This window comes from Erythrobacter sp. EC-HK427, assembly GCF_902498745.1.
Taxonomy (GTDB): Bacteria; Pseudomonadota; Alphaproteobacteria; order Sphingomonadales; family Sphingomonadaceae; genus Alteraurantiacibacter.
This window is the reverse complement of the sequence record NZ_LR701479.1, coordinates 1586990-1605476: the sequence shown is the minus strand read 5'-3', so window position 1 is coordinate 1605476 and position 18487 is coordinate 1586990. Positions and strand designations below refer to the sequence as shown.

Below are 18487 nucleotides of genomic sequence, written 5' to 3'. Positions count from 1 at the left end.
CTTACGGCTCCCCGAGCGCGTCAACGCCCTCGCGCCAGGCGCAGCCTTCGCGCGTCTCTCCGCCGATCTGCACGACGGCGAAGAAGGGATAGGTGCGGTCGCTCATTCCGTCCGAACAGTCCCCCGGCACGATGGAGATATCGAGCGCCGCGCCCTCCAGCTCGCCGCTGAAAGACAAGCCGCCGCGCCCTGCAAAGCGGGTGATCGGCACGGTGATGCCATCGGGCAATTCGGACGTTGACCATTGCAGCGTATCACCGGCAATCGTTGCGCCCCAGAACGGCTCTGTGCCGGTCAGCCGCAAAGTGTCTTCGGGCGCGATTGCGGCAAAGGGTTCCATATCCCCGGTATCGCCGGGCGCGGCATCGGACACGGCATTGCTGCACCCCGCTAGCGCGAACGCGGCCAATACGGCAGCGCGGGCAGCCCGCCTCGCAATACAAACCGTCATCACCCACGCTCCTTCATGCCGCAACATCTTGACCCTGTCCGCCCTGCCTATAATGCAAGCGGCGGGAGAGGCCATGATATCGCTCGTATATGTCAGCACAAGCAGCGGCGCGCTAGCCGCTGAGGAGCTTGCCGCATTACAGGCGCAGGCCTCGCGCACCAATGCCCGCTGCGGGGTTACCGGAATGCTGGTGTATGATGGCGCGCGCTTCATGCAATTGCTCGAAGGAGCGGAGCGGGTGGTCAACGCCACCATGGGCCGCATCCAACAGGATAGCCGCCATCAGGGCCTCAGCATCCTGCGCCGTGACGAGATCACCGAACGCGAATGCCCCGACTGGTCGATGCGGGTCATCGCCCTGCCCTTGACCGCCGCGGGAAGCGCCACCGAATTCGCGGGCAGCCTGCCGGGCGAGATGGCGCCCGAAACACGGATGCTGTTCACCAGCTTCGCCTCCTCGGCGGGCAAAGAACGCTAAAGCTAGTTTCCCTAGCCTACGGCGAGCGCCAGCGTCGCAAGGCCCAATCCCAGCGACAGGGGGACGCGCAGGCCCATCCACCATACAGGGCGGATCGTGACCAGCCGCGTGTCCACCAGCGGGCTCAACAGAATGCCAATGCCGAGCACCAACAGTGACGGAATGGGCCAAGTGTAACCAAACACCCATGGGGCGAAGGTAGCAAAAGCAATCAGGCTGGGGACGACTGCCGCGAACCAGATCCAGGCAGGCGCACGGCGGGCCTCGTCAGGAGAACCGGCAGCCAGACCCCACCACAATCCGCCCAGAAAGCTGAAGATCAACGCGGCATAGGCCCAGCCCATCGCCAAGGCTGTCCAGCGCCATTCCTCCGGCCCGAACCATATGGCGAGCGCGCAGGCCAGTTGGGGGAGCAGCCCGGCAAAGCCGAGCAGGCGGGCAAGCGGCGGTGTCATGGGCCAAATCCTGTTAGCAAGGCGATGTCGGGCAAGAAAAAGGCGGGCCGCAACCGACCCGCCTTTTCCCTTTGTGTCATGCAATGCCCAATTACTGCGGCATCAGCACCGTATCGATGACGTGGATCACGCCGTTCGACGCGGCCACATCGGTGGCAACCACGGTCGAGGTGCCGCCAGCGGCGTCGGTCAGCACCACGTTCTCGCCGTCGAGCGTCGCGGTCAGCGTGCCGCCACCCACGGTGGTGACGGTGTAACCCGCATCGCCCGCATCCGTGATCGCCTGCACCAGCGTCGCCGCATCCACATTGCCTTCCACCACGTGATAGGTGAGGATCGCGGTCAGCGTATCGGTGTCGTTGGTGGTCAGTTCGGTCAGCGTTTCAGCCGGAATCTTGGCGAAAGCGGCGTTGTTCGGCGCGAAAACGGTGAACGGGCCTTCACCCGAAAGCGTTTCACCCAGACCCGCTTCGGTCACAGCCGCGACCAGCGTCGAGAAGTCTTCATTGCCGCTGGCAACATCCACGATCGTGCCGGTGGCGGGCGCGTCGGTCATCGTCTCATCCGCCATTGCGGTTTCGTCGGCGGCGGTGTCGGTTTCTTCAGCGGGGGTGCCACAGGCGACCAGCGCCAGCGATGCAGCAGAAGCGAGAACAAGAGTAAGCTTTTTCATCATGCGTCCTTTCGGAAATTTTCCGGTTTGCGAGATGGTAGAAACGAGCGTCACGCGCAGATTATTTCGCGCAAGCGTTCGGGCCATCAACGCCAGCTACGTAGCGATGTTCCGAATAAGTGCGCCGCCTGCCCTAAATCCCGTAGGCGGCGCCAAAGGGTCGCGGAAATCGCGCGGGCGGCGGGAACGCAATCGCCTCTCCTCCGGTTGAAGCCGCATGGATTTTGCCCCCAACCGCTCCACCGGATTGAACCGGCTTTACGGCTTTGTCTCCCATGCCGGGCGCAAATATGCTGCATCCCGCAATCACGATAACGGCGTGAAGCGGGACAATGTCTCGCAATTGTCCCCGTGGCTGCACGCCGGCCTGCTGGGCGAGCGCGAAGTGCTGGCGGCCGTGCTGACCAAGCACTCGCCCGATCAGGCCGAGAAGTTCATCGCCGAGGTGTTCTGGCGCCTTTATTTCAAAGGCTATCTGGAACAGCGTCCGTCCATCTGGGCAGCCTATGGTCGCCAGCGGGACGAAGCTTTCGCCGCGTTGACGGGCAATGCGGGTTTGACGAAAGCCTATGCCGAAGCCATCGAGGGCCGCACCGGCATCGCCGCGTTCGATCATTGGGCGCGCGAACTGGTGGCGACAGGCTATCTCCACAACCACGCGCGGATGTGGTTCGCCAGCATCTGGATTTTCACGCTGAAGCTCGACTGGGCCTTGGGCGCTGATTTCTTTTTGCGGCATTTGATGGACGGCGATGCGGCCTCCAACACACTGAGCTGGCGCTGGGTCGGCGGGCTGCATACGGTGGGCAAAACCTATCTGGCGCGGGCCGAGAATATTGCCCGCTATACGGAGCATCACCCCGACGGGCCGCTGACAGCAGAGGGGCTTGCGCGGCACGTCGAACCGCTCACCGAAGGGGAACAGCATGGCCGCCAAAGACTCGGCCTGCCACCCGCGCCCTATCCGTCCGCCTTCGCGCAGCCTTTTGCGCTGCTGTTGCACGATGAAGGCGCGAGCCATTGCCTGCTCGACCTGCCGCATCCCCCGGCGCTGGTGATCGGTGCCGCGCGGCCCCACGCCCGCTCGCCGCAGCCCGTCGGCACCTATGCAAGCGACTTCGCACATGGCGCGGTGCGCAGCGGGATGGAAGCGGCGGGCGCGGCTTTTGCCTGCCCGACAGCGGAATGGACGCAGGAAACATCGCTGGCTTCGCTGTTGGAGAATGCAGGCCTTACCCGGATCGTCACCCCCTACCTGCCCACCGGATGGACGCGCGATGCGCTCTGGCCGGGGCTGGAGCGTCATGCCCCCATCCAGCTATTGCCCGAAACCAGCCGCCAAACCTTCCCCCACGCCCGCGCGGGCTTCTTCGCGGTGAAGAAGGAAATCCCGCAGATCCTGCACGCCACGAGGCTAGCTTAGAAGGGAGCCGCTGCGGAACGCTGTGCTCTTTGAGGCATTGAGCTTGCATGACACCCCGCATCGCCATCGCCGCCGCACTTGCCCTTTCGCTTCCCGCCTGCGTCGGTTCGCCCGGCCCTGTCGGCAATGTGGCTGTGCCCGAGCCCGCGCAGCCGGTGGCGCTGGAGGCCTATCTTGGCACATGGTACGAATATGGCCGCTACGAAGCCCCGTTCCAACGTGGCTGCGAAGGCGTGACTGCCGAATACTCGCTGCGCGAGACCAGCGGCGCGTCGACCATCCGCGTGGTCAATTCCTGCTATCAGGACGGGCTCGACGGCGAATTCCGCCAGTCCGAAGGGCGTGCAAGGGTGGTGGATGGCAGCAATGGCGCGAAGCTGGAAGTCAGCTTCTTCGGCCCCTTCTTCGGCGACTACTGGGTGCTCGACCGCGGGGAACCCGACGCCAGCGGACAGTATAGCTGGTCGATCGTGGGCGAGCCGAGCGGGCGATATCTGTGGATGCTGACCCGCGAAGCGCAGCCCGATGCCGCCACCCGCGCGCTCCTCGAAGCGCGGGTGCGCGAACTGGGTTATGACTGGAGCCTTGTACGGCTAACGCAGCAACCGGAAGGTTAACCTCTATTCGCCTCGCGCAGCCTCAATGGCCGCGAGCAACGGTGCGTAATCGACATAATCCCGATGCTCGGTGACCTTGCCATCCGCCACGGTTAGCAAAACCACCATCGGGGTGACACTATCCACGATGGTGCCGTTCCCCAGATCAAGGCCCCAATGCAGCACACCTTCATAAATCCCGTTCTCACCCGAAACGATGCGGGTGCCGTGCGTGAACTCCATATGCGTGATACTGGCATAGCTGACGCGGAAGCGCTGCATAATGGCTTCGCGCCCCTCTGACAGGACCGGGCCGAACAGCCGCGTTGCGGTTGTATCGGAGAAGCGCGCATCATCGGCCAGCAGCGGCTCCAGCGCATCCCAGTCGCGGCGGGTGTAAGCGGCGATATAGGCATCGGTAACCGGCGCGGTTTCGACAGAGACCTGCGTATAATCGGGCGTCTCCTGCGCCGCAGCAGGGATCGCGAACGCCAGCGCAGCACCGGCGAGTATCATTCTGAGCATAGTGTGTTTCCCTTCACCGTCCCACCCACTGCTTAAAGCATTTCCTCCAACAGAGCTAAACCCCGCCCCTTGCACCACTTGGCGATTTGGCGCAGCATTGCGCGCATGGGCACCAACCGTTTCACGACCTTCGAACAGTTCTGGCCGTTCTATTTGCAGGAACACGCGCGGCCTTTGACGCGTGCGCTGCATTATGTCGGCACCAGCCTTGTCTTCATCATAGCCGCTTTCGCCTTGGCCAGCGGCAATCTGTGGTGGCTTTTCGCCATGCCGCTCGCCGGATATTTCTTCGCGTGGCTCGCCCATTTCACCGTCGAGAAGAACCGTCCGGCAACCTTCACCTATCCCGGCTGGAGCCTGCGCGCCGATTTCCAAATGTACTTTATGTGGCTCACCGGCAGGCTGGGGCCAGAGCTGCGCAAGGCCGGGGTGGCTGGCTGAACAAAGCAGTCAACAAGCGGTCATTGCGCGTTCAGAAGGCGCGTGCCAGCTTTCGAATTGCCCGATGCGACCATGGGCCAGACTAGGGGGAGTAACAGAGTATGAAACGCGCACACCGCACAACCCGTCGATCCTTTCTCGTCCGCGTGGCGGGCGCGGCTGCCGTCGGCTCGGGCCTCTCGGGCTGTGTCGGCATCGGGCCGACAGATGCCGATAGCGGGCCCTACGCCGATCCCGCCGGAATGGGGCGCGGCACTGCCGGCCGCTATGGCACATCGGGCATTACCGACAGCGATGCCGGGCAATATGCCGACCCCGCTGGCAATGGCCGGGGTGGAGGCTATTCCACCGGCGTGACCGACAGCGATAGCGGCCAGTATGCCGATCCTGCAGGGCGCGGGCGCGGCACGGGCGTGACCGACAGCGACAGCGGCGCCTATGCCGACCCCGCCGGACAAGGGCGCGGGCGAGGCAGCTACCAGTCGGGCCTGACCGATAGCGATTCTGGCCAATATGCCGACCCGGCGGGCAATGGCCGCGGCACCGGCTATACCGACCGCGATTCGGGCCAATATGCCGACCCTGCCGGACGAGGACGCGGGCCCGGCTAACCTGTGTGAGCGCATCCGCGCTCACATCCTCGGTGCTGTTCGCTCAGCCGGGACTACGTTCCGGCTGCGCGGCACCTGCGGGTCGCGCCTTGCGCTCGGTCGGTCGCAAAGCGCCCGAATTGAGTGCAACTCGCCCCGTCCGCGCCCGCCTTACATCACCTTGTCGGGCCGCGGATCGTGCTTGTGCTTGGCTTCCTTGCCGAGCACGCGTTCGAGCCGCTGCACCATCGTGTTCGCCGCCTTGCGCGCCGCATCGTCGACCTTCGCCGCGTGTTCGGTGACGCCAATCGGCTTGCCACCGCGCGGACGCGCTTCGATCATGCAGGCCTTGTCTTCCCCGCCGCCCTTGCGCCCGTTTTCGTCCGAGACATGGACTTCGAGCCGCGTCAGCCGGTCGGCAAAGCGCGCGAATTTGTCGTGCAGCATGGCCTCGATCCGCGCGGCCACTTCCTGCGTGCCCATTACCGAACTGTCGGAATTGAACTGGATGGTCAGGTTCTCGGTCATCGGGGGGATGCTCCTCTCATATGTGATGGTATCTCACCGATATGGGGAGCGATGCGGCAGGTTCCAGCGATTTCGGCGCGGATTCCGAACGGTTCGGGTGACAAAGGTGACACCGCGTCACTTTTCATGCTCCGCATCAAACGCCTGTAAATGCGCGATAAGCTCTGCGTCGGACAGGCCGGACGGACAGGGCAAGGCAGCCGTGTTTGCGCGCGCCATCCCGCCGATCCGCAACCCGTCAAACTCGCCCGGATCCTCCGGCGTCAGCGCACCCGTTGCCACCGCCTCCCCGTTTTCGAGCCTCGCCAGCAGCGCCTCGAAATCGCGCGCATGGCACTCGGTCGTCGCGCCCGGCCGCCCGAAGGCGGGATTGCCGCCCATGGTGAAGCGCGCCAGCAGCGCCACCGTCAGCCGCTCGTCATATTTGCGATAGCTGCCGACCTGCTCGCCCTGGAAGAACACCGGCACTTCCACCCCGTTCAGCGCCCGCTCCAGCGCGGCATGGGCGAGCACATCGTAGGAATGGTGGAACGCGACTTCCCACGCGAGATCGAACGCCTGCCCCTTCAATCGCGAGCGCAGCCGATAGGCCGACTGCCGCGACATCCCGACAGACCGCGCCGCCTCGGTCACCGAGTGGGTGGCGGAAAGCTGGCGCAGAAACGCCGCCTGCTTGGCGAGCGACCAGCCATCATGGCGGGTGGCGGGGTTGTCAGAAGGGGCGGCGGAGGGGTGATCGTGCTTGCTCATCCGGCAGGATGAGGCACAGATTGGGGTGTGTAGGAAAGGGTTTTAGAATCATCGATTTCGGACATAATCATATGGTACGGCTTGCCCAGATTCGCGGAACTCTGTAGACCCTAATGGGGCGGAACAAAGGAGGTTCGTTTTGTCGCAGTTTTCGGCACTAAGGGAAGAGGCTGGTGTTGAAATTCACGACATTGTCGACGAATTCTCAGCGAGCTACCATGATGTTTTAGAATGGGAAACGGGTCGCAAGTCGCCGCCACCAGAACTTATGAGAGCGTTGAGAACTAAAGAGACCACGAGCACAGTTTGTAAGGCAGATCAATATATAAACACTCTCTTTGAGGGTGATTGCCTTGATATACTTCCAACAATTCCGGATGAATCGGTCAATCTTGTGCTTTGCGACCTCCCCTACGGCACTACACAGAACAAGTGGGACTCTGTCATAAATCTTGAGCGACTGTGGGCAGAGTATCGGCGTGTTCTCAAGGATAACGGTGTCGTTGTCCTTACGTCTCAAGGCATTTTTACGGCGAAACTGATCCTCTCCAATGAAGAGTGGTTCAAATACAAAATCGTATGGGAAAAATCAAAGTCGACCAATTTTCTCAATGCCAAAAAGCAGCCCCTTCGAAAGCACGAAGATATCTGCGTATTCTACGGAAAGCCTCCAACATATAATCCGCAGATGAAAGCCGGGAAGCCGTACGACAAAGGTGTACGCAAGGATCAGCTTTCGGGATGTTACGGCGACTTCCAGCCGGTTCATGTGAAAAGCGAAGGCTCAAGATATCCTTCAGATATTGTCTATTTTAAAACTGCAGAAAGCGAACCCGGTCGCCAAGTATGGCACCCCACGCAGAAGCCCTTGGACCTAGGACGCTACTTGGTGAGAACATACACAAATGTAGGTGACGTAGTACTCGACAACGCCTTCGGTAGCGGTAGCTTCCTTTTAGCAGCGGCGTTGGAAGAGCGGCGCTTCATTGGAATTGAGAGGAACCAAGAATCCGTCCAATTCAAGAACAAACCTGCTGATTTCATTGAGATAGCTGACTCTAGACTACGGGACGCAAGGGTTTCGCCGCACCTGGTTCGTCGTATCTAAAAAACTCCGTAGTTCCGACCTCCCACTCCCGGCTTCGTGCGGCCAGAAAGCTTCCCATCCTCGGCCCGAACGACCAATTTCTTGTATTCGTCACTGTCAAGCTCAACGAAACTGACCAGAAAAGTGGCTTCGGCCGTCGGATCGTCCGACAACAGAACTGCTTTGGTAGATGGTTGCAGCTTTCCATTTGCCTTCATTCGGAGCCTGTCCGAGCCCGGTATTTCCTTTGGAATGTGAATTCTCCACATCCCATTGTCTTCACGAAACTTGAATGTCGCCGCAACTACATCACCAGCCTTACCCCTGAGGGAAACTTCGACCGGAGCCTTCCCTTGAGCAGGCAAGCCAAGGTATTGCGTCATTGCCTTCGGGAATTCGATTTCCCGCCCGTTGGCCATGGCCGAGCGAATGTCGATCCAACGAACCCCATTATGCGCAAGAGGCTCGTCCTTCTTGGACTCAAGTTCCCCGTCCCCCAAAATAGCAAGCTTTGATTTCTTCGAGGTTTTCGAACGTGATTTCTTGGCTCGTTTGTACTCTACCTCGTACTCGGCGAGCCGTTCCGCGCTGAGATTTTCGCCAAATGATATTAGGGAATTCCAAGCTCTCCGATGTTGTTTTGCTTCATTGTTGGTTTGAGCCAGTAGAAGCGCTCCAGCCTCGGCGTTCCTCTTAAGGCCGTGGTTGGTCAAGTTCCCGCTGCCAAGCAGTAGGGCCGATCTCTTCGCATTGTGACTAGACCAGAAACGAAATACCTTCGGGTGAAAACGTCGTCTGGGGCCTAATGAGCAAACATTCAGAAGACTGTCTTCCCTATCCCAAAGAAGCTTGAGCACACTTGGCTGGGTTATCGCATCATCAAGTCCAAGCAACCAAGTAATCTGAAAATCACGTCCCTCTATCGCGTCCAATACGATATTTACGCCACCGGTGGTCGCATAAGCAACAGCTACATCCAGCCGATCAAACTTACCTTCTTGGACGATTTCTTGGATCGTGTCGGCAAAGGTTGTGCCTCCCACACCTCCTTGTACATAGAGACTTGTTTCCATCACTCACCCCTCCCGCACATACAAATCCCCGCCCTCGCGGAATTTCGCACTCATCTCCTCCATCCCCCGCAGCGCCGCCTGGCGGCTTTCCTCGGCCGTATCCGCGCCGGATTTGGTCGAGGCGAGGAAGCTGTCGGGGTCGCTGTCCTCCATCACCGCCCGATTACGCCGCTTTTGGCGCAGGAGCGCCGCGCAGCAGGCCTTCGGTGCTCAGGTCTTCGTCGAGATCGGGCCAGTGGATGCCGTAGCCGCCGCCGCAGGTCTGCCAGTTGGCGCGCTGCTCGGGAGAAGCGCCTGCGAGGCGGGGATACCAGGCGAGCGGCACGGTGATTGTGCGGCCATCCATCAGATCGACAACCAGCGCGTCCTCGGTGCAGCGAACATCGCTGACGCGCTCGTCAGTCAGTCGTTCCGAAATACTCATGCCACGCCTCCTTCAAACTGGCCCGGTGCTCGCTCACAATCGCCAATATGGCATTGATCCCTTTCGGGCGAAAGCCACGACTGCGCGCGAGCGAAACGTCTGCCAGCCAGACCTTTGCCGTCGCCTCGTCGCGATCGAGATGAATATGCGGCGGTTCGTTCGGTTCGTGGCTGTAGAAATAGAAGCGGTACGGGCCGATCCGGAGAACGGTGGGCATCAGTCATCCGATTTCACATACAAATCCCCGCCCTCGCGGAATTTCGCACTCATCTCCTCCATCCCCCGTAGCGCCGCCTGGCGGCTTTCCTCGGCGGTATCCGCGCCGGATTTGGTCGAGGCGAGGAAGCTGTCGGGGTCGCTGTTCTGCTTGGAGGCAAAATCGCGCACGTCCTGGCTGATCTTCATCGAGCAGAATTTCGGCCCGCACATCGAACAGAAATGCGCCGTCTTCGCGCCTTCGGCGGGGAGGGTCTGGTCGTGGAAGGCTTCCGCCGTGTCGGGGTCGAGTGACAGGTTGAACTGGTCGCGCCAGCGGAATTCGAAGCGCGCTTTGCTCAGCGCATCGTCGCGCACTTGCGCTGCCGGATGGCCCTTCGCCAGATCCGCCGCGTGGGCGGCCAGCTTGTAGGTCACCACGCCCACCTTCACATCGTCGCGGTCGGGCAGGCCGAGATGCTCCTTCGGCGTCACGTAGCAAAGCATCGCCGTGCCGTACCAGCCGATCTGCGCCGCGCCGATGCCGCTGGTGATATGGTCATATCCCGGCGCGATATCGGTGACGAGCGGCCCCAGCGTGTAGAACGGCGCTTCGCCGCACACCTCCAGCTGCTTTTCCATATTCTCCTTGATCTTGTGCATGGGCACATGGCCCGGCCCTTCGATCATCACCTGCACATCCTGCTTCCACGCGCGGTGGGTAAGCTCGCCCAGCGTGTAGAGCTCGGCAAATTGCGCTTCGTCATTGGCGTCCGCGATGCTGCCGGGGCGCAGGCCGTCACCCAGCGAATAGGCGATGTCATACGCCTTCATGATCTCGGTGATCTCGTCGAACTTCTCGTAGAGGAAACTCTCCTTGTGATGCGCAAGGCACCATTTCGCCATGATGCTGCCGCCGCGCGAGACGATGCCGGTCACGCGCTTGGCGGCCATCGGCACATAGGGCAGGCGCACGCCCGCATGGATGGTGAAATAGTCGACGCCCTGCTCGGCCTGCTCGATCAGCGTATCGCGGAAAATCTCCCAGGTGAGGTCTTCGGCGACGCCGCCGACCTTCTCCAGCGCCTGATAGATCGGCACGGTGCCGATGGGGACGGGGGAGTTGCGGATGATCCATTCGCGGGTGTCGTGGATGTTGCGGCCGGTGGAGAGATCCATGACGGTGTCCGCGCCCCAGCGGATCGACCAGACCATCTTATCGACTTCGTTCGCCACGTCGGATGCGACGGCGCTGTTCCCGATATTGGCGTTGATCTTGACGAGGAAGTTGCGGCCAATCGCCATCGGCTCGCATTCGGGGTGGTTGACGTTGGAGGGGATGATGGCGCGGCCCCTGGCGACTTCATCACGCACAAATTCGGGGGTGACATAGTCGGGGATGCTGGCGCCCCAGCTTTGCCCGCGATCATGGCTCGCTTGGCGCAGCTGCGCGCGGCCAAGATTCTCGCGCTCCGCCACATATTCCATTTCCGGCGTGATGATCCCGCGCCGGGCGTAGTGCATTTGCGAGAGGTTCGCACCGGGTTTGGCGCGCAGCACGCGCTTGGCAACATTGGGGAATGCGGGGACGCCGCCGCTGCGGTCGGGGCCGAGTTGGCCGTTATCCTCCGGCTTGATTTCGCGCGCGTCATATTCCTCGACATCGCCGCGTTCCAGCTGCCATTCGCGGCGCAGCTTGGGCAGGCCGGCGCGGATATCGATCTTCGCTTCTGGGTCGGTATAGGGGCCGGACGTGTCATACACCCGCACCGGCGGCTCGCCCGAAGTCGGCTCCAGATCGATCTCCCGCATAGCGACGCGGCGATCCCCGACATAGATCTTGCGGCTGCCGCGAATGGGGCCTGTCGTTACGCCGATTTCGAACTGCGAATTGATGTCGGCCATGTGCTCTCTCTCCAAAAGGCAGAGGGAATGCGGGCCTTAAAGACTGCCCTTCCCTCCGCCCGTGCTAACGGGTTCAGGTTCAACGGGTCGTGGGTTGCGAAACCCACCTCTCAGCCGCGCGGCTCCCCGGGGATGGCAGTGGTGTAGGGTCTTGGAGTGGCGAAGTCTAGGTGGTCTGAGATTGCCTGTCGTGAAGCAGGCCGATTGTCATGAGGCCCAAAGCAACCATCGCCCAGAAGCCGCCGAGCAGATCAAGGCGAAAGGCTTCCATGGGGACGAAGGTGGCAGAAATCGCAAGGATGGTGATGACGGCGTGAATACCGGCGAACCAGATAGGCCAGTACCGATCGCTGCGAAGAGCGAAGCGCACTAGAAAGATGAGGAGGACAAGGTCGATTAGCGCGACCGATTCTTCGATTAACGAAGGGGCGAACAGAAACTCGGCAACCAAAGAAGCGAACGCCGATAAGGCAATGACCGCGACGAGTTGCCTATCGTTGCGGGTGCCCGCTTGCCATCCAAGAGCCAGCGCAGTGCAAAGAAGCGCAAGGAAGACAAGCGGCAACACCATAGCAGCAACTACTCCGAAGATTGCAAAACCGGATGATCGGTGAGGCTTCCGGATGTCCGCCGGTCACCCGGACAACCAAAGTCCATCTTTTCCAAGTTCGACTTGCGCTGGATTGCTGTCAGTTCGCGCGTGGCGGCGGCGATGTCTGCACGGCTGGCGATCATGCTGTTCAGGCTCGCCCCGGCATTGGCCAGCGCCGCCTGTGCGGTGCCGACTGGCATATTCGACGCCGTGCTTACCTCAATGATGCTGGCGCATAGCGTCGCGAGGCTGGCGACGGCCTGATCGACCGCTTCGACCGAAGCGCGCGTGTCCCCGGCAATGACCTGTCCGGCGGTTTTCTCGATTGTCTGCATGATAGTCTCCGTTGCGACCGCACCCGGAATGGGCCGGTTTGGAATGGAGACCGCGAAAGCCGTCATTGCGCCATCTCGATTAGCCCGAGAATGGACAGAATTGCCGCACAAGTCAGCATCATCGCGCAAAGTGCAATACGCACTATCCAGCCCAACCGGATGGCAATCGGTGCCTGATTGGCTGAACCGCCAATTCGCGGCAGAAGCGGCCATTCAGCACGCGCTTTGGGCGCACCCTTGGTCGCAGGCACGTCGCACGCGATAAGGTCTGCTTCAACAGGCGAGGATGGCACACGCAGCATCATCGGCGCGTCTTCAACCGGCGGGGCCTTCTGCCTTTTCATTGCAAGGTAACGCGTCACAGCATCCAGCCGGTTTTTTGCCCCCAGCGCGCCAATCGCCGCCGCGATATGCTGCTCTACAGTGCGGTGGGAAATATTGAGCTCACGCGCAATATGCTTGGCGGTGAAACCTTGTGTTACCCATTCCATACATTCTTTTTGGCGCCGTGTCAGGCAGGATGAAAACGCATCGCTTTGCATTTCCCGATAATGTCCAAAACGGAGCAAATTTGTAAAATTAAATGCCTGCAACCTCTTTTGGGACAGCGCGCAAGATTTGTCGGCTGGCGACTCTACTCCACCCCGCCCGCCGCTTGCCACTCTGCAATCGCGTCTATGGGAAACAGCAGCATGATGACGTTCAGCGTCAGTCCGTCGCGCACCACGTAACCGGCGACAAGCTCGCCGATAATCGCCAGCGCCACCGTCACCCGCACCGGCAGGCGCAAAGCGAGCCAGAAGCCGAACGCCATCCAGCCGATATCGGCGGCGGAGTTCAAAACGCTGTCGCCCGAATAGCCGAAATTGGCGGTGACCGAGCGGAAGCGGTTGATGACCATTTCGGTGTTCTCCAGCACTTCCCACGCCGCCTCTAGCAGCACGGCGAGCGGCAGGCCCCAGCGCACCGCATTCACCCCGCCGATCCCCCGCCGGGCAAACAGCCACCAGCCGAGCGCGTAGAAGATCATCCCGTGGATGATGTGGCTGGGCGTATACCAGTCGGAAATATGCTGGCTGTTGCCCGCATCGTTGATCTGCCCGTGCCACAGCTTGACGTATCCGCACTCGCAAATCGGCGGGCGGTTCATCAGCAGCAGGATGGCGATGGCGGCGATGGTGATCGCCAGCGCGACGAGGATCGTGCGGCGGTTCGGAACGAGTTGGCCCATGCGCCTATGGCTAGAGCAAATCGCTGATCTGGCAAGCTGCGCGCAGCGCGTTCTGCGCACATACGGTCATCCCCCAGTCATATGCAGGCCTTGAGTATCGCGCCAATGCCGCTACGCAAAGCAATCCGCCATCCCGCGACCCTTACCGAGGCCTCCCGATGACCGAACTCCCCGCCACCACCACGCAATACGCCAAAGGCAAGCGCAATGCCTTCACCCGCTTTCTCGACGGGGTAGAATGGTTGGGGAACCTGCTGCCGCATCCGGTGACTCTGTTCGCGCTGCTTGCGGTGGGCATCGTCCTGCTCTCCGGCCTGCTCGGCTGGCTGGGTGTGGCGGTGGACGACCCGCGACCCGCAGGATCGAATGGCGTCGCGGAAGACGGGATGATCCGCGCGGTCAGCCTGCTAAATGGCGACGGAGTGCGGCGAATTTTCACCGGGCTGGTCGACAATTTCACCGGCTTTGCGCCCCTGGGCGTGGTGCTGGTGGCCATGCTGGGGGTGGGCGTGGCGGAGAAATCCGGGCTGCTCAGCGCCGCTGTGCGCGCCATGGTGATGAACGCGCCGCCCAAGCTGGTGACCTTTGCCATCGTCTTTGCCGGAATCATCTCCAACACGGCGAGCGAGGTCGGCTATGTCGTGCTGATCCCGCTCGGCGGAGCGGTCTATTACGCGCTGGGGCGGCATCCGCTGGCGGGCATGGCGGCGGCCTTTGCCGGGGTTTCGGGCGGCTATTCGGCGAATTTGCTGATTGGCACGATCGATCCGCTGCTGGCAGGCATCACGCAGGAGGCCGCGCAGCTGATCGATCCCGACTATACCGTGCTCGCCACCGCGAACTGGTATTTCATGTTCGCCTCCACCTTCCTGATCGCCGGTATCGGCACGCTGGTGAGCCTGTACATCGTCGAGCCCAAGCTGGGCGAATTCGACGCAAGCAAGGCGGAACCGGAAATCCTTGACGACGCGATGATGCAGCCGATCACCGATACCGAGCGCAAGGGCCTGCGCTGGGCAGGGCTGGCGCTGCTCGGCGTGCTCGGTCTGATGGCGCTGACGCTGGTTCCGGACTGGGGTGTGCTGCGCAATGCAGAGACGGGCGACCGGATGGACTCGCCCTTCTTTGACGGGTTCGTGGTGTGGATCCTCATCTTCTTCATCGCCATCGGTTATGCCTATGGCCGCGCGGCGGGCACGATGAAAACCGACCGCGACGTGATCGACGCGATGGCGGCGGCTCTGTCCTCGCTTGGCCTGTATATCGTGCTGGTGTTCTTCGCCGCGCAGTTCGTGGCCTTTTTCGGCTGGACGAATATGGGCGCAATCTCGGCGGTGACGGGGGCGAATTTCCTGCAGGAAACGGGCATGACCGGCCCCGCGCTGTTCTTCGCGTTCATCCTGATTTGCGCGATTATCAATCTCTCACTGGGCAGCGCCAGCGCGCAATGGGCGGTGACCGCGCCGATCTTTGTGCCGATGCTGATGCTGATCGGCTATTCCCCCGAAGCGATCCAGGCCGCCTATCGCATCGGTGACAGCACCACCAATGTCATCACCCCCATGATGAGCTATTTCGGGCTGATCCTCGCTTGGGCAACGCGCTACCAGAAGGATCTGGGCGTGGGCACGATGATCGCGATGATGCTGCCCTACACGATCTTCTTCCTGACCGCGTGGAGCCTGTTCTTCTACCTCTGGACATTCGTGCTGGGCCTTCCGGTGGGGCCGGGTTCGCCGACCTATTACACGGTTCCGGGATAGACAGACGGCGCGGCGCGCCGACAGTTGGGATGGGGGTGCAGCGTCACCACCGGACGAAATTTATTTCTGTCAGCGCCGACGGTTTAACCAGTTGTTAGCTACGATTTCCTAGCACAGCAGGCCTAACCGGAGTGACAGTCCATGAATGCGCCGCTGAACGTTCTTGACCAATATGAAGGCCAGCAGCAAGCGGGCGAGAGCCTGCCTGCCCGCACGTCGTCCGGTGTGGCGCTCAAGTTCTCACGCGCCCTTGGGCGGCGGCCGCTGATGGAGAAGATCGGCTTCTACAACAAAAGCCTGCTCGCGATCCTCGGCGTGCTGGTGGCTTGCGACCTGATCATCATGTTCTGGAGCGACTACCAAGCCCCGGCCAAAATCGCCGCGCTGGCGATCACGCTGGGCGCGGTTTTCTGGATCACCTTCGTCAACCGGATGATGCAGCGCGATGTTGCTGCGCCCGTCTTTGCCATCACCGCCGAGATGCGCCGCCTGTCGCAGGGCGCGCGCGATATCACCATTACCGGCCAGCGGCGGCAGGACGAGATCGGCGAACTGGCGCGGGCGCTGGGGGCGTTCACCAACGACTATGCGCGGCTCGATGCGCTGCTGGCAGAGCGCGAGGCGAACGAACAGCTCGCTGCCCAGATCGCCGAGGAGCGCCAGCGTGAACTGGTGCGGCTTGCTGCCGACTTCGAAACGACTGTGGGCGAGATCGCTGGCAGCGTCGCGGCGGCTGCCACGCAATTGAACGCCACTGCGGCTGCCATGGCGCAGACCGCGCATGGCTCCTCGCAAACCGCGCAGCTGGTCGCCGATGCAGTCAAGCGCGCTTCGAGCGGGGCGACTGCGGCGGCTGCGGCCTCGGACGAGTTTGCGCTCTCGATTGAAGAAATCAGCCGTCAGGCTACCCAGTCCGAAGAACTGGCGCGCAACGCCGCGCGGGTGACCGAGGAAACCGACCAGACCATTTCGACCCTCGCTAGCTCAGCGAAGGAAGTCAGCCAGATCGTTGAACTGATCCAGGCGATTGCCAGCCGCACCAATTTGCTCGCCTTGAACGCTTCGATCGAAGCGGCGCGCGGCGGGGAAAGCGGGCGCGGCTTTGCCGTGGTGGCCTCCGAAGTGAAGGAGCTTGCCGCACAAACCAGCCGCGCGACGCAGGATGTCAGCGGCCAGATCCGCACCATGCAGCAATCGACCGACACCGGCGTTGCCGAACTGCGCGCGATTGGCGAGCGTATCCGCGAGTTGGAAACAACGTCGGTCTCCATCGCCGCCGCGGTCGATCAGCAATCGGTGGCGGGCAAGGAGCTGGCGCGCAGCATCGATATGTCGGCACGCGAAACGGGCGATGTGGAAAGCCACGCCAACGAATTGCTGGCGCAGGCAACCAGCGTCGGCTCGGCAGCCGACCAGTTGCTCGGCTCTTCGAAGGACCTGGAAGCGCAGGCGAGTATGCTGACCGAACGCGCGCGCACTTTCGTCGAACGCATCCGCGCCGCCTAAGGGTGCGGTTGACACCCGCGCTGCTGGCCCGCAATCACGCGGGGCATGAGCCAAGCCCAAGTCGATATCCAGCGCCTCGGAAATGAAGGCGAGCCACTCGTCATTATCGACGGGTTCAGCGGCATTCCCGGCGAGTTGCTGGAGCGCGGACGCAGCGCGACCTATCAGGATGCGGGCGCGATGTATCCGGGCCTTCGCAGCTGGTGCGAGCCCGACTATCTCGACCGCAACCGCGATCTGATGTTCCAGGTGCTGCAGCAGGTGTTCGGCTTCCGGCAGGGGATCAGCCTCGATGTCTCCACCTTCTCGCTGGTGACGCTGGCGCCGGAGGACTTGGCCCCCATCCAGCGCATCCCGCATTACGACCATGCCAGCGGCGAAGTCGTGGCGATCATGCATTACCTGCTCGGCCCCGAAACCGGCGGGACGGCGTTTTACCGCCACAAGCGCACCGGCTTCGAGACGATCACCGATGACCGCGAGGCGGCGTATAACGCGGGGTTGGAAGCCGACGAGGCCGAATACGGGATGCCGCCGCCCGAATATTGCTACGGCGACAGCGACCGCTACGAACTGATCGGCGAAGTCGAAGCGCGGCCCGACCGGCTGGTGCTTTACCGCGGGCGGCAATTGCATTCGGGCGTCATCCCCAACCCGCACGAGCTGAGCACAGACCCCAAGACGGGGCGGCTGACGATCAATATGTTCCTGCGCGGACGGTGAGGGCCGCGTGACGACGCTCTATCGCTGCGATGCCGATGCGGGCGCGATTGCGTCCACTTTCGGCATAGCGGCGGGCGAGGATCCGTGGAGCGGCGGCTATGTCGCGCCGGGCAGGTTTGCGCCGGTGATTACTGCGGGCCGCGAGTTTGTCGCCGGGCCGGGAGGGGAACGCCAGCCATGGCGGATGGTGCCACGCCTGTGGGGCGTCCCCCCGCCCCGCACCGCGCATGATGCGGGCCGCCCGGTATTGCGCGTGCGCAATCCCGACAGCCCGTTCTGGATCGGAAGCCTGCGCAATCCCGAATTCCGCTGCCTTGTGCCAGCCACGGCGATCATGGAATGGGGTTTGGAGGGACGCAACGCGAAGCGCCGCCAGCACTGGCTCGCCTGCACCGACCAGCAAGTGTTCGCGATGGCGGGCGTGTGGATGGACAGCGAGGTGCCCTCGTTTGCGCTGCTGACTGCGGAGCCGAACGCGGTTTTCAAGCGGCTGAGGCGCGATGCGATGCCCGCGATCCTGCCGCCCGATCCGCGCGTGTGGCGGGCTTGGCTGCATGGCGGCTGGGATGCGGCGAGCGGGTTACTCCAGCCGTATTCGTCAGGGTTGATGGGGGAATTTGATCCCAACATCCGCTCGTCCTGAGCTTGTCGAAGGACGTTGGAGTTTCCCCTAAACCCGACTGCCCTGAGCTTGTCGAAGGGCTGTACTTTCTTTTTGGAGCTTGGCGCTTGGAAAAAGAAAA

25 protein-coding genes and 1 riboswitch are annotated in these 18487 nt (G+C 62.0%); of the genes, 10 read left to right on the top strand and 15 right to left on the bottom strand.

The window, feature by feature from the left end; genetic code table 11:
• Nucleotide 1: 1 nt before the first annotated feature.
• On the bottom strand, nucleotides 2-451 hold the full coding sequence (locus GC121_RS07890) for a COG3650 family protein (protein ID WP_151973680.1): 450 nt from the start codon (nucleotides 449-451) through the stop codon (nucleotides 2-4).
• Nucleotides 452-524: 73 nt separating this feature from the next.
• Between GC121_RS07890 and GC121_RS07885 the strand changes: the two genes are divergently transcribed.
• Entirely contained in the window at nucleotides 525-929 is a 405-nt protein-coding gene (locus GC121_RS07885; RefSeq protein ID WP_199857800.1) for a BLUF domain-containing protein, read from the top strand.
• A gap of 11 nt (nucleotides 930-940) precedes the next feature.
• Here GC121_RS07885 and GC121_RS07880 read toward each other — a convergent pair whose 3' ends face one another.
• A complete protein-coding gene (locus GC121_RS07880; RefSeq protein WP_151973676.1) occupies nucleotides 941-1384 on the bottom strand; it encodes a DUF3429 domain-containing protein in 444 nt (147 codons plus the stop codon).
• Between the two features lie 91 nt (nucleotides 1385-1475).
• On the bottom strand, nucleotides 1476-2057 hold the full coding sequence (locus GC121_RS07875) for a fasciclin domain-containing protein (RefSeq protein WP_151973674.1): 582 nt from the start codon (nucleotides 2055-2057) through the stop codon (nucleotides 1476-1478).
• Nucleotides 2058-2274: 217 nt separating this feature from the next.
• On the opposite strand from GC121_RS07875, the gene GC121_RS07870 reads away from it, so the two are divergent.
• The gene (locus tag GC121_RS07870) at nucleotides 2275-3480 is read left to right on the top strand and encodes an FAD-binding domain-containing protein (protein WP_151973672.1); all 1206 of its coding nucleotides are present in this window, start codon (nucleotides 2275-2277) and stop codon (nucleotides 3478-3480) included.
• A gap of 47 nt (nucleotides 3481-3527) precedes the next feature.
• Complete coding sequence (locus GC121_RS07865) at nucleotides 3528-4097, top strand: lipocalin family protein (protein WP_151973671.1); 570 nt, start codon at nucleotides 3528-3530, stop codon at nucleotides 4095-4097.
• 3 nt (nucleotides 4098-4100) lie between these two features.
• On the opposite strand, the gene GC121_RS07860 is transcribed toward GC121_RS07865, so the two are convergent.
• Nucleotides 4101-4601: a nuclear transport factor 2 family protein gene (locus tag GC121_RS07860; RefSeq protein ID WP_199857799.1), complete on the bottom strand. Its 501-nt coding sequence runs from the start codon at nucleotides 4599-4601 to the stop codon at nucleotides 4101-4103.
• Nucleotides 4602-4706: 105 nt separating this feature from the next.
• Here GC121_RS07860 and GC121_RS07855 point away from each other — a divergent pair, with 105 nt between their 5' ends.
• Together GC121_RS07855 and GC121_RS07850 are read left to right on the top strand one after the other, a co-directional pair.
• Entirely contained in the window at nucleotides 4707-5042 is a 336-nt protein-coding gene (locus tag GC121_RS07855) for a DUF962 domain-containing protein (protein ID WP_151973668.1), read from the top strand.
• 101 nt (nucleotides 5043-5143) lie between these two features.
• Nucleotides 5144-5653 (top strand): hypothetical protein, encoded by a 510-nt coding sequence (locus GC121_RS07850; RefSeq protein WP_151973666.1) that lies wholly within the window; start codon nucleotides 5144-5146, stop codon nucleotides 5651-5653.
• A gap of 150 nt (nucleotides 5654-5803) precedes the next feature.
• On the opposite strand, the gene GC121_RS07845 is transcribed toward GC121_RS07850, so the two are convergent.
• Both GC121_RS07845 and GC121_RS07840 read right to left on the bottom strand, forming a co-directional pair.
• Nucleotides 5804-6160 carry an HPF/RaiA family ribosome-associated protein gene (locus GC121_RS07845; protein WP_234421163.1) on the bottom strand — a complete coding sequence of 119 codons (357 nt, stop codon included), beginning with the start codon at nucleotides 6158-6160 and terminating at the stop codon, nucleotides 5804-5806.
• A gap of 117 nt (nucleotides 6161-6277) precedes the next feature.
• Complete coding sequence (locus GC121_RS07840; protein WP_151973664.1) at nucleotides 6278-6910, bottom strand: hypothetical protein; 633 nt, start codon at nucleotides 6908-6910, stop codon at nucleotides 6278-6280.
• 139 nt (nucleotides 6911-7049) lie between these two features.
• Between GC121_RS07840 and GC121_RS07835 the strand changes: the two genes are divergently transcribed.
• On the top strand, nucleotides 7050-8018 hold the full coding sequence (locus GC121_RS07835) for a site-specific DNA-methyltransferase (protein WP_199857798.1): 969 nt from the start codon (nucleotides 7050-7052) through the stop codon (nucleotides 8016-8018).
• On the opposite strand, the gene GC121_RS07830 is transcribed toward GC121_RS07835, so the two are convergent.
• The 9 genes from GC121_RS07830 to GC121_RS07795 form a co-directional block, all read right to left on the bottom strand.
• Entirely contained in the window at nucleotides 8015-9070 is a 1056-nt protein-coding gene (locus GC121_RS07830) for a phospholipase D family protein (protein ID WP_151973663.1), read from the bottom strand. The genes GC121_RS07835 and GC121_RS07830 overlap by 4 nt on opposite strands.
• A gap of 3 nt (nucleotides 9071-9073) precedes the next feature.
• On the bottom strand, nucleotides 9074-9223 hold the full coding sequence (locus tag GC121_RS15295; RefSeq protein ID WP_199857797.1) for a hypothetical protein: 150 nt from the start codon (nucleotides 9221-9223) through the stop codon (nucleotides 9074-9076).
• Between the two features lie 10 nt (nucleotides 9224-9233).
• Entirely contained in the window at nucleotides 9234-9494 is a 261-nt protein-coding gene (locus tag GC121_RS07825) for a DUF2442 domain-containing protein (RefSeq protein ID WP_151973661.1), read from the bottom strand.
• Nucleotides 9469-9711, bottom strand: a complete 243-nt coding sequence (locus tag GC121_RS07820) for a DUF4160 domain-containing protein (RefSeq protein WP_151973659.1) — start codon at nucleotides 9709-9711, stop codon at nucleotides 9469-9471. Before GC121_RS07820 ends, GC121_RS07825 begins: the two co-directional genes overlap by 26 nt.
• Nucleotides 9711-11594, bottom strand: coding sequence for a phosphomethylpyrimidine synthase ThiC (gene thiC, locus GC121_RS07815; protein WP_151973657.1), 1884 nt, complete (start codon nucleotides 11592-11594; stop codon nucleotides 9711-9713). Before thiC ends, GC121_RS07820 begins: the two co-directional genes overlap by 1 nt.
• 33 nt (nucleotides 11595-11627) lie before the next feature.
• Nucleotides 11628-11733: riboswitch (TPP riboswitch) on the bottom strand.
• Nucleotides 11734-11760: 27 nt separating this feature from the next.
• Nucleotides 11761-12165: a hypothetical protein gene (locus GC121_RS07810; RefSeq protein WP_151973655.1), complete on the bottom strand. Its 405-nt coding sequence runs from the start codon at nucleotides 12163-12165 to the stop codon at nucleotides 11761-11763.
• An 8-nt stretch (nucleotides 12166-12173) separates the two neighbouring features.
• Nucleotides 12174-12521, bottom strand: coding sequence for a hypothetical protein (locus GC121_RS07805; protein WP_151973653.1), 348 nt, complete (start codon nucleotides 12519-12521; stop codon nucleotides 12174-12176).
• Between the two features lie 62 nt (nucleotides 12522-12583).
• Nucleotides 12584-13063, bottom strand: a complete 480-nt coding sequence (locus tag GC121_RS07800) for a helix-turn-helix transcriptional regulator (RefSeq protein WP_151973651.1) — start codon at nucleotides 13061-13063, stop codon at nucleotides 12584-12586.
• A 92-nt stretch (nucleotides 13064-13155) separates the two neighbouring features.
• A complete protein-coding gene (locus GC121_RS07795) occupies nucleotides 13156-13752 on the bottom strand; it encodes a DUF2585 family protein (RefSeq protein WP_151973649.1) in 597 nt (198 codons plus the stop codon).
• Nucleotides 13753-13910: 158 nt separating this feature from the next.
• Here GC121_RS07795 and GC121_RS07790 point away from each other — a divergent pair, with 158 nt between their 5' ends.
• The 4 genes from GC121_RS07790 to GC121_RS07775 all read left to right on the top strand — a co-directional run bounded on the left by GC121_RS07790 (nucleotide 13911) and on the right by GC121_RS07775 (nucleotide 18387).
• Nucleotides 13911-15515, top strand: coding sequence for an AbgT family transporter (locus GC121_RS07790; RefSeq protein ID WP_151973647.1), 1605 nt, complete (start codon nucleotides 13911-13913; stop codon nucleotides 15513-15515).
• Between the two features lie 141 nt (nucleotides 15516-15656).
• Nucleotides 15657-17021: a methyl-accepting chemotaxis protein gene (locus tag GC121_RS07785; RefSeq protein WP_151973645.1), complete on the top strand. Its 1365-nt coding sequence runs from the start codon at nucleotides 15657-15659 to the stop codon at nucleotides 17019-17021.
• Between the two features lie 45 nt (nucleotides 17022-17066).
• Complete coding sequence (locus GC121_RS07780) at nucleotides 17067-17744, top strand: DUF6445 family protein (protein WP_151973643.1); 678 nt, start codon at nucleotides 17067-17069, stop codon at nucleotides 17742-17744.
• 7 nt (nucleotides 17745-17751) lie between these two features.
• Entirely contained in the window at nucleotides 17752-18387 is a 636-nt protein-coding gene (locus tag GC121_RS07775) for an SOS response-associated peptidase family protein (protein ID WP_151973641.1), read from the top strand.
• Nucleotides 18388-18487: the final 100 nt, after the last annotated feature.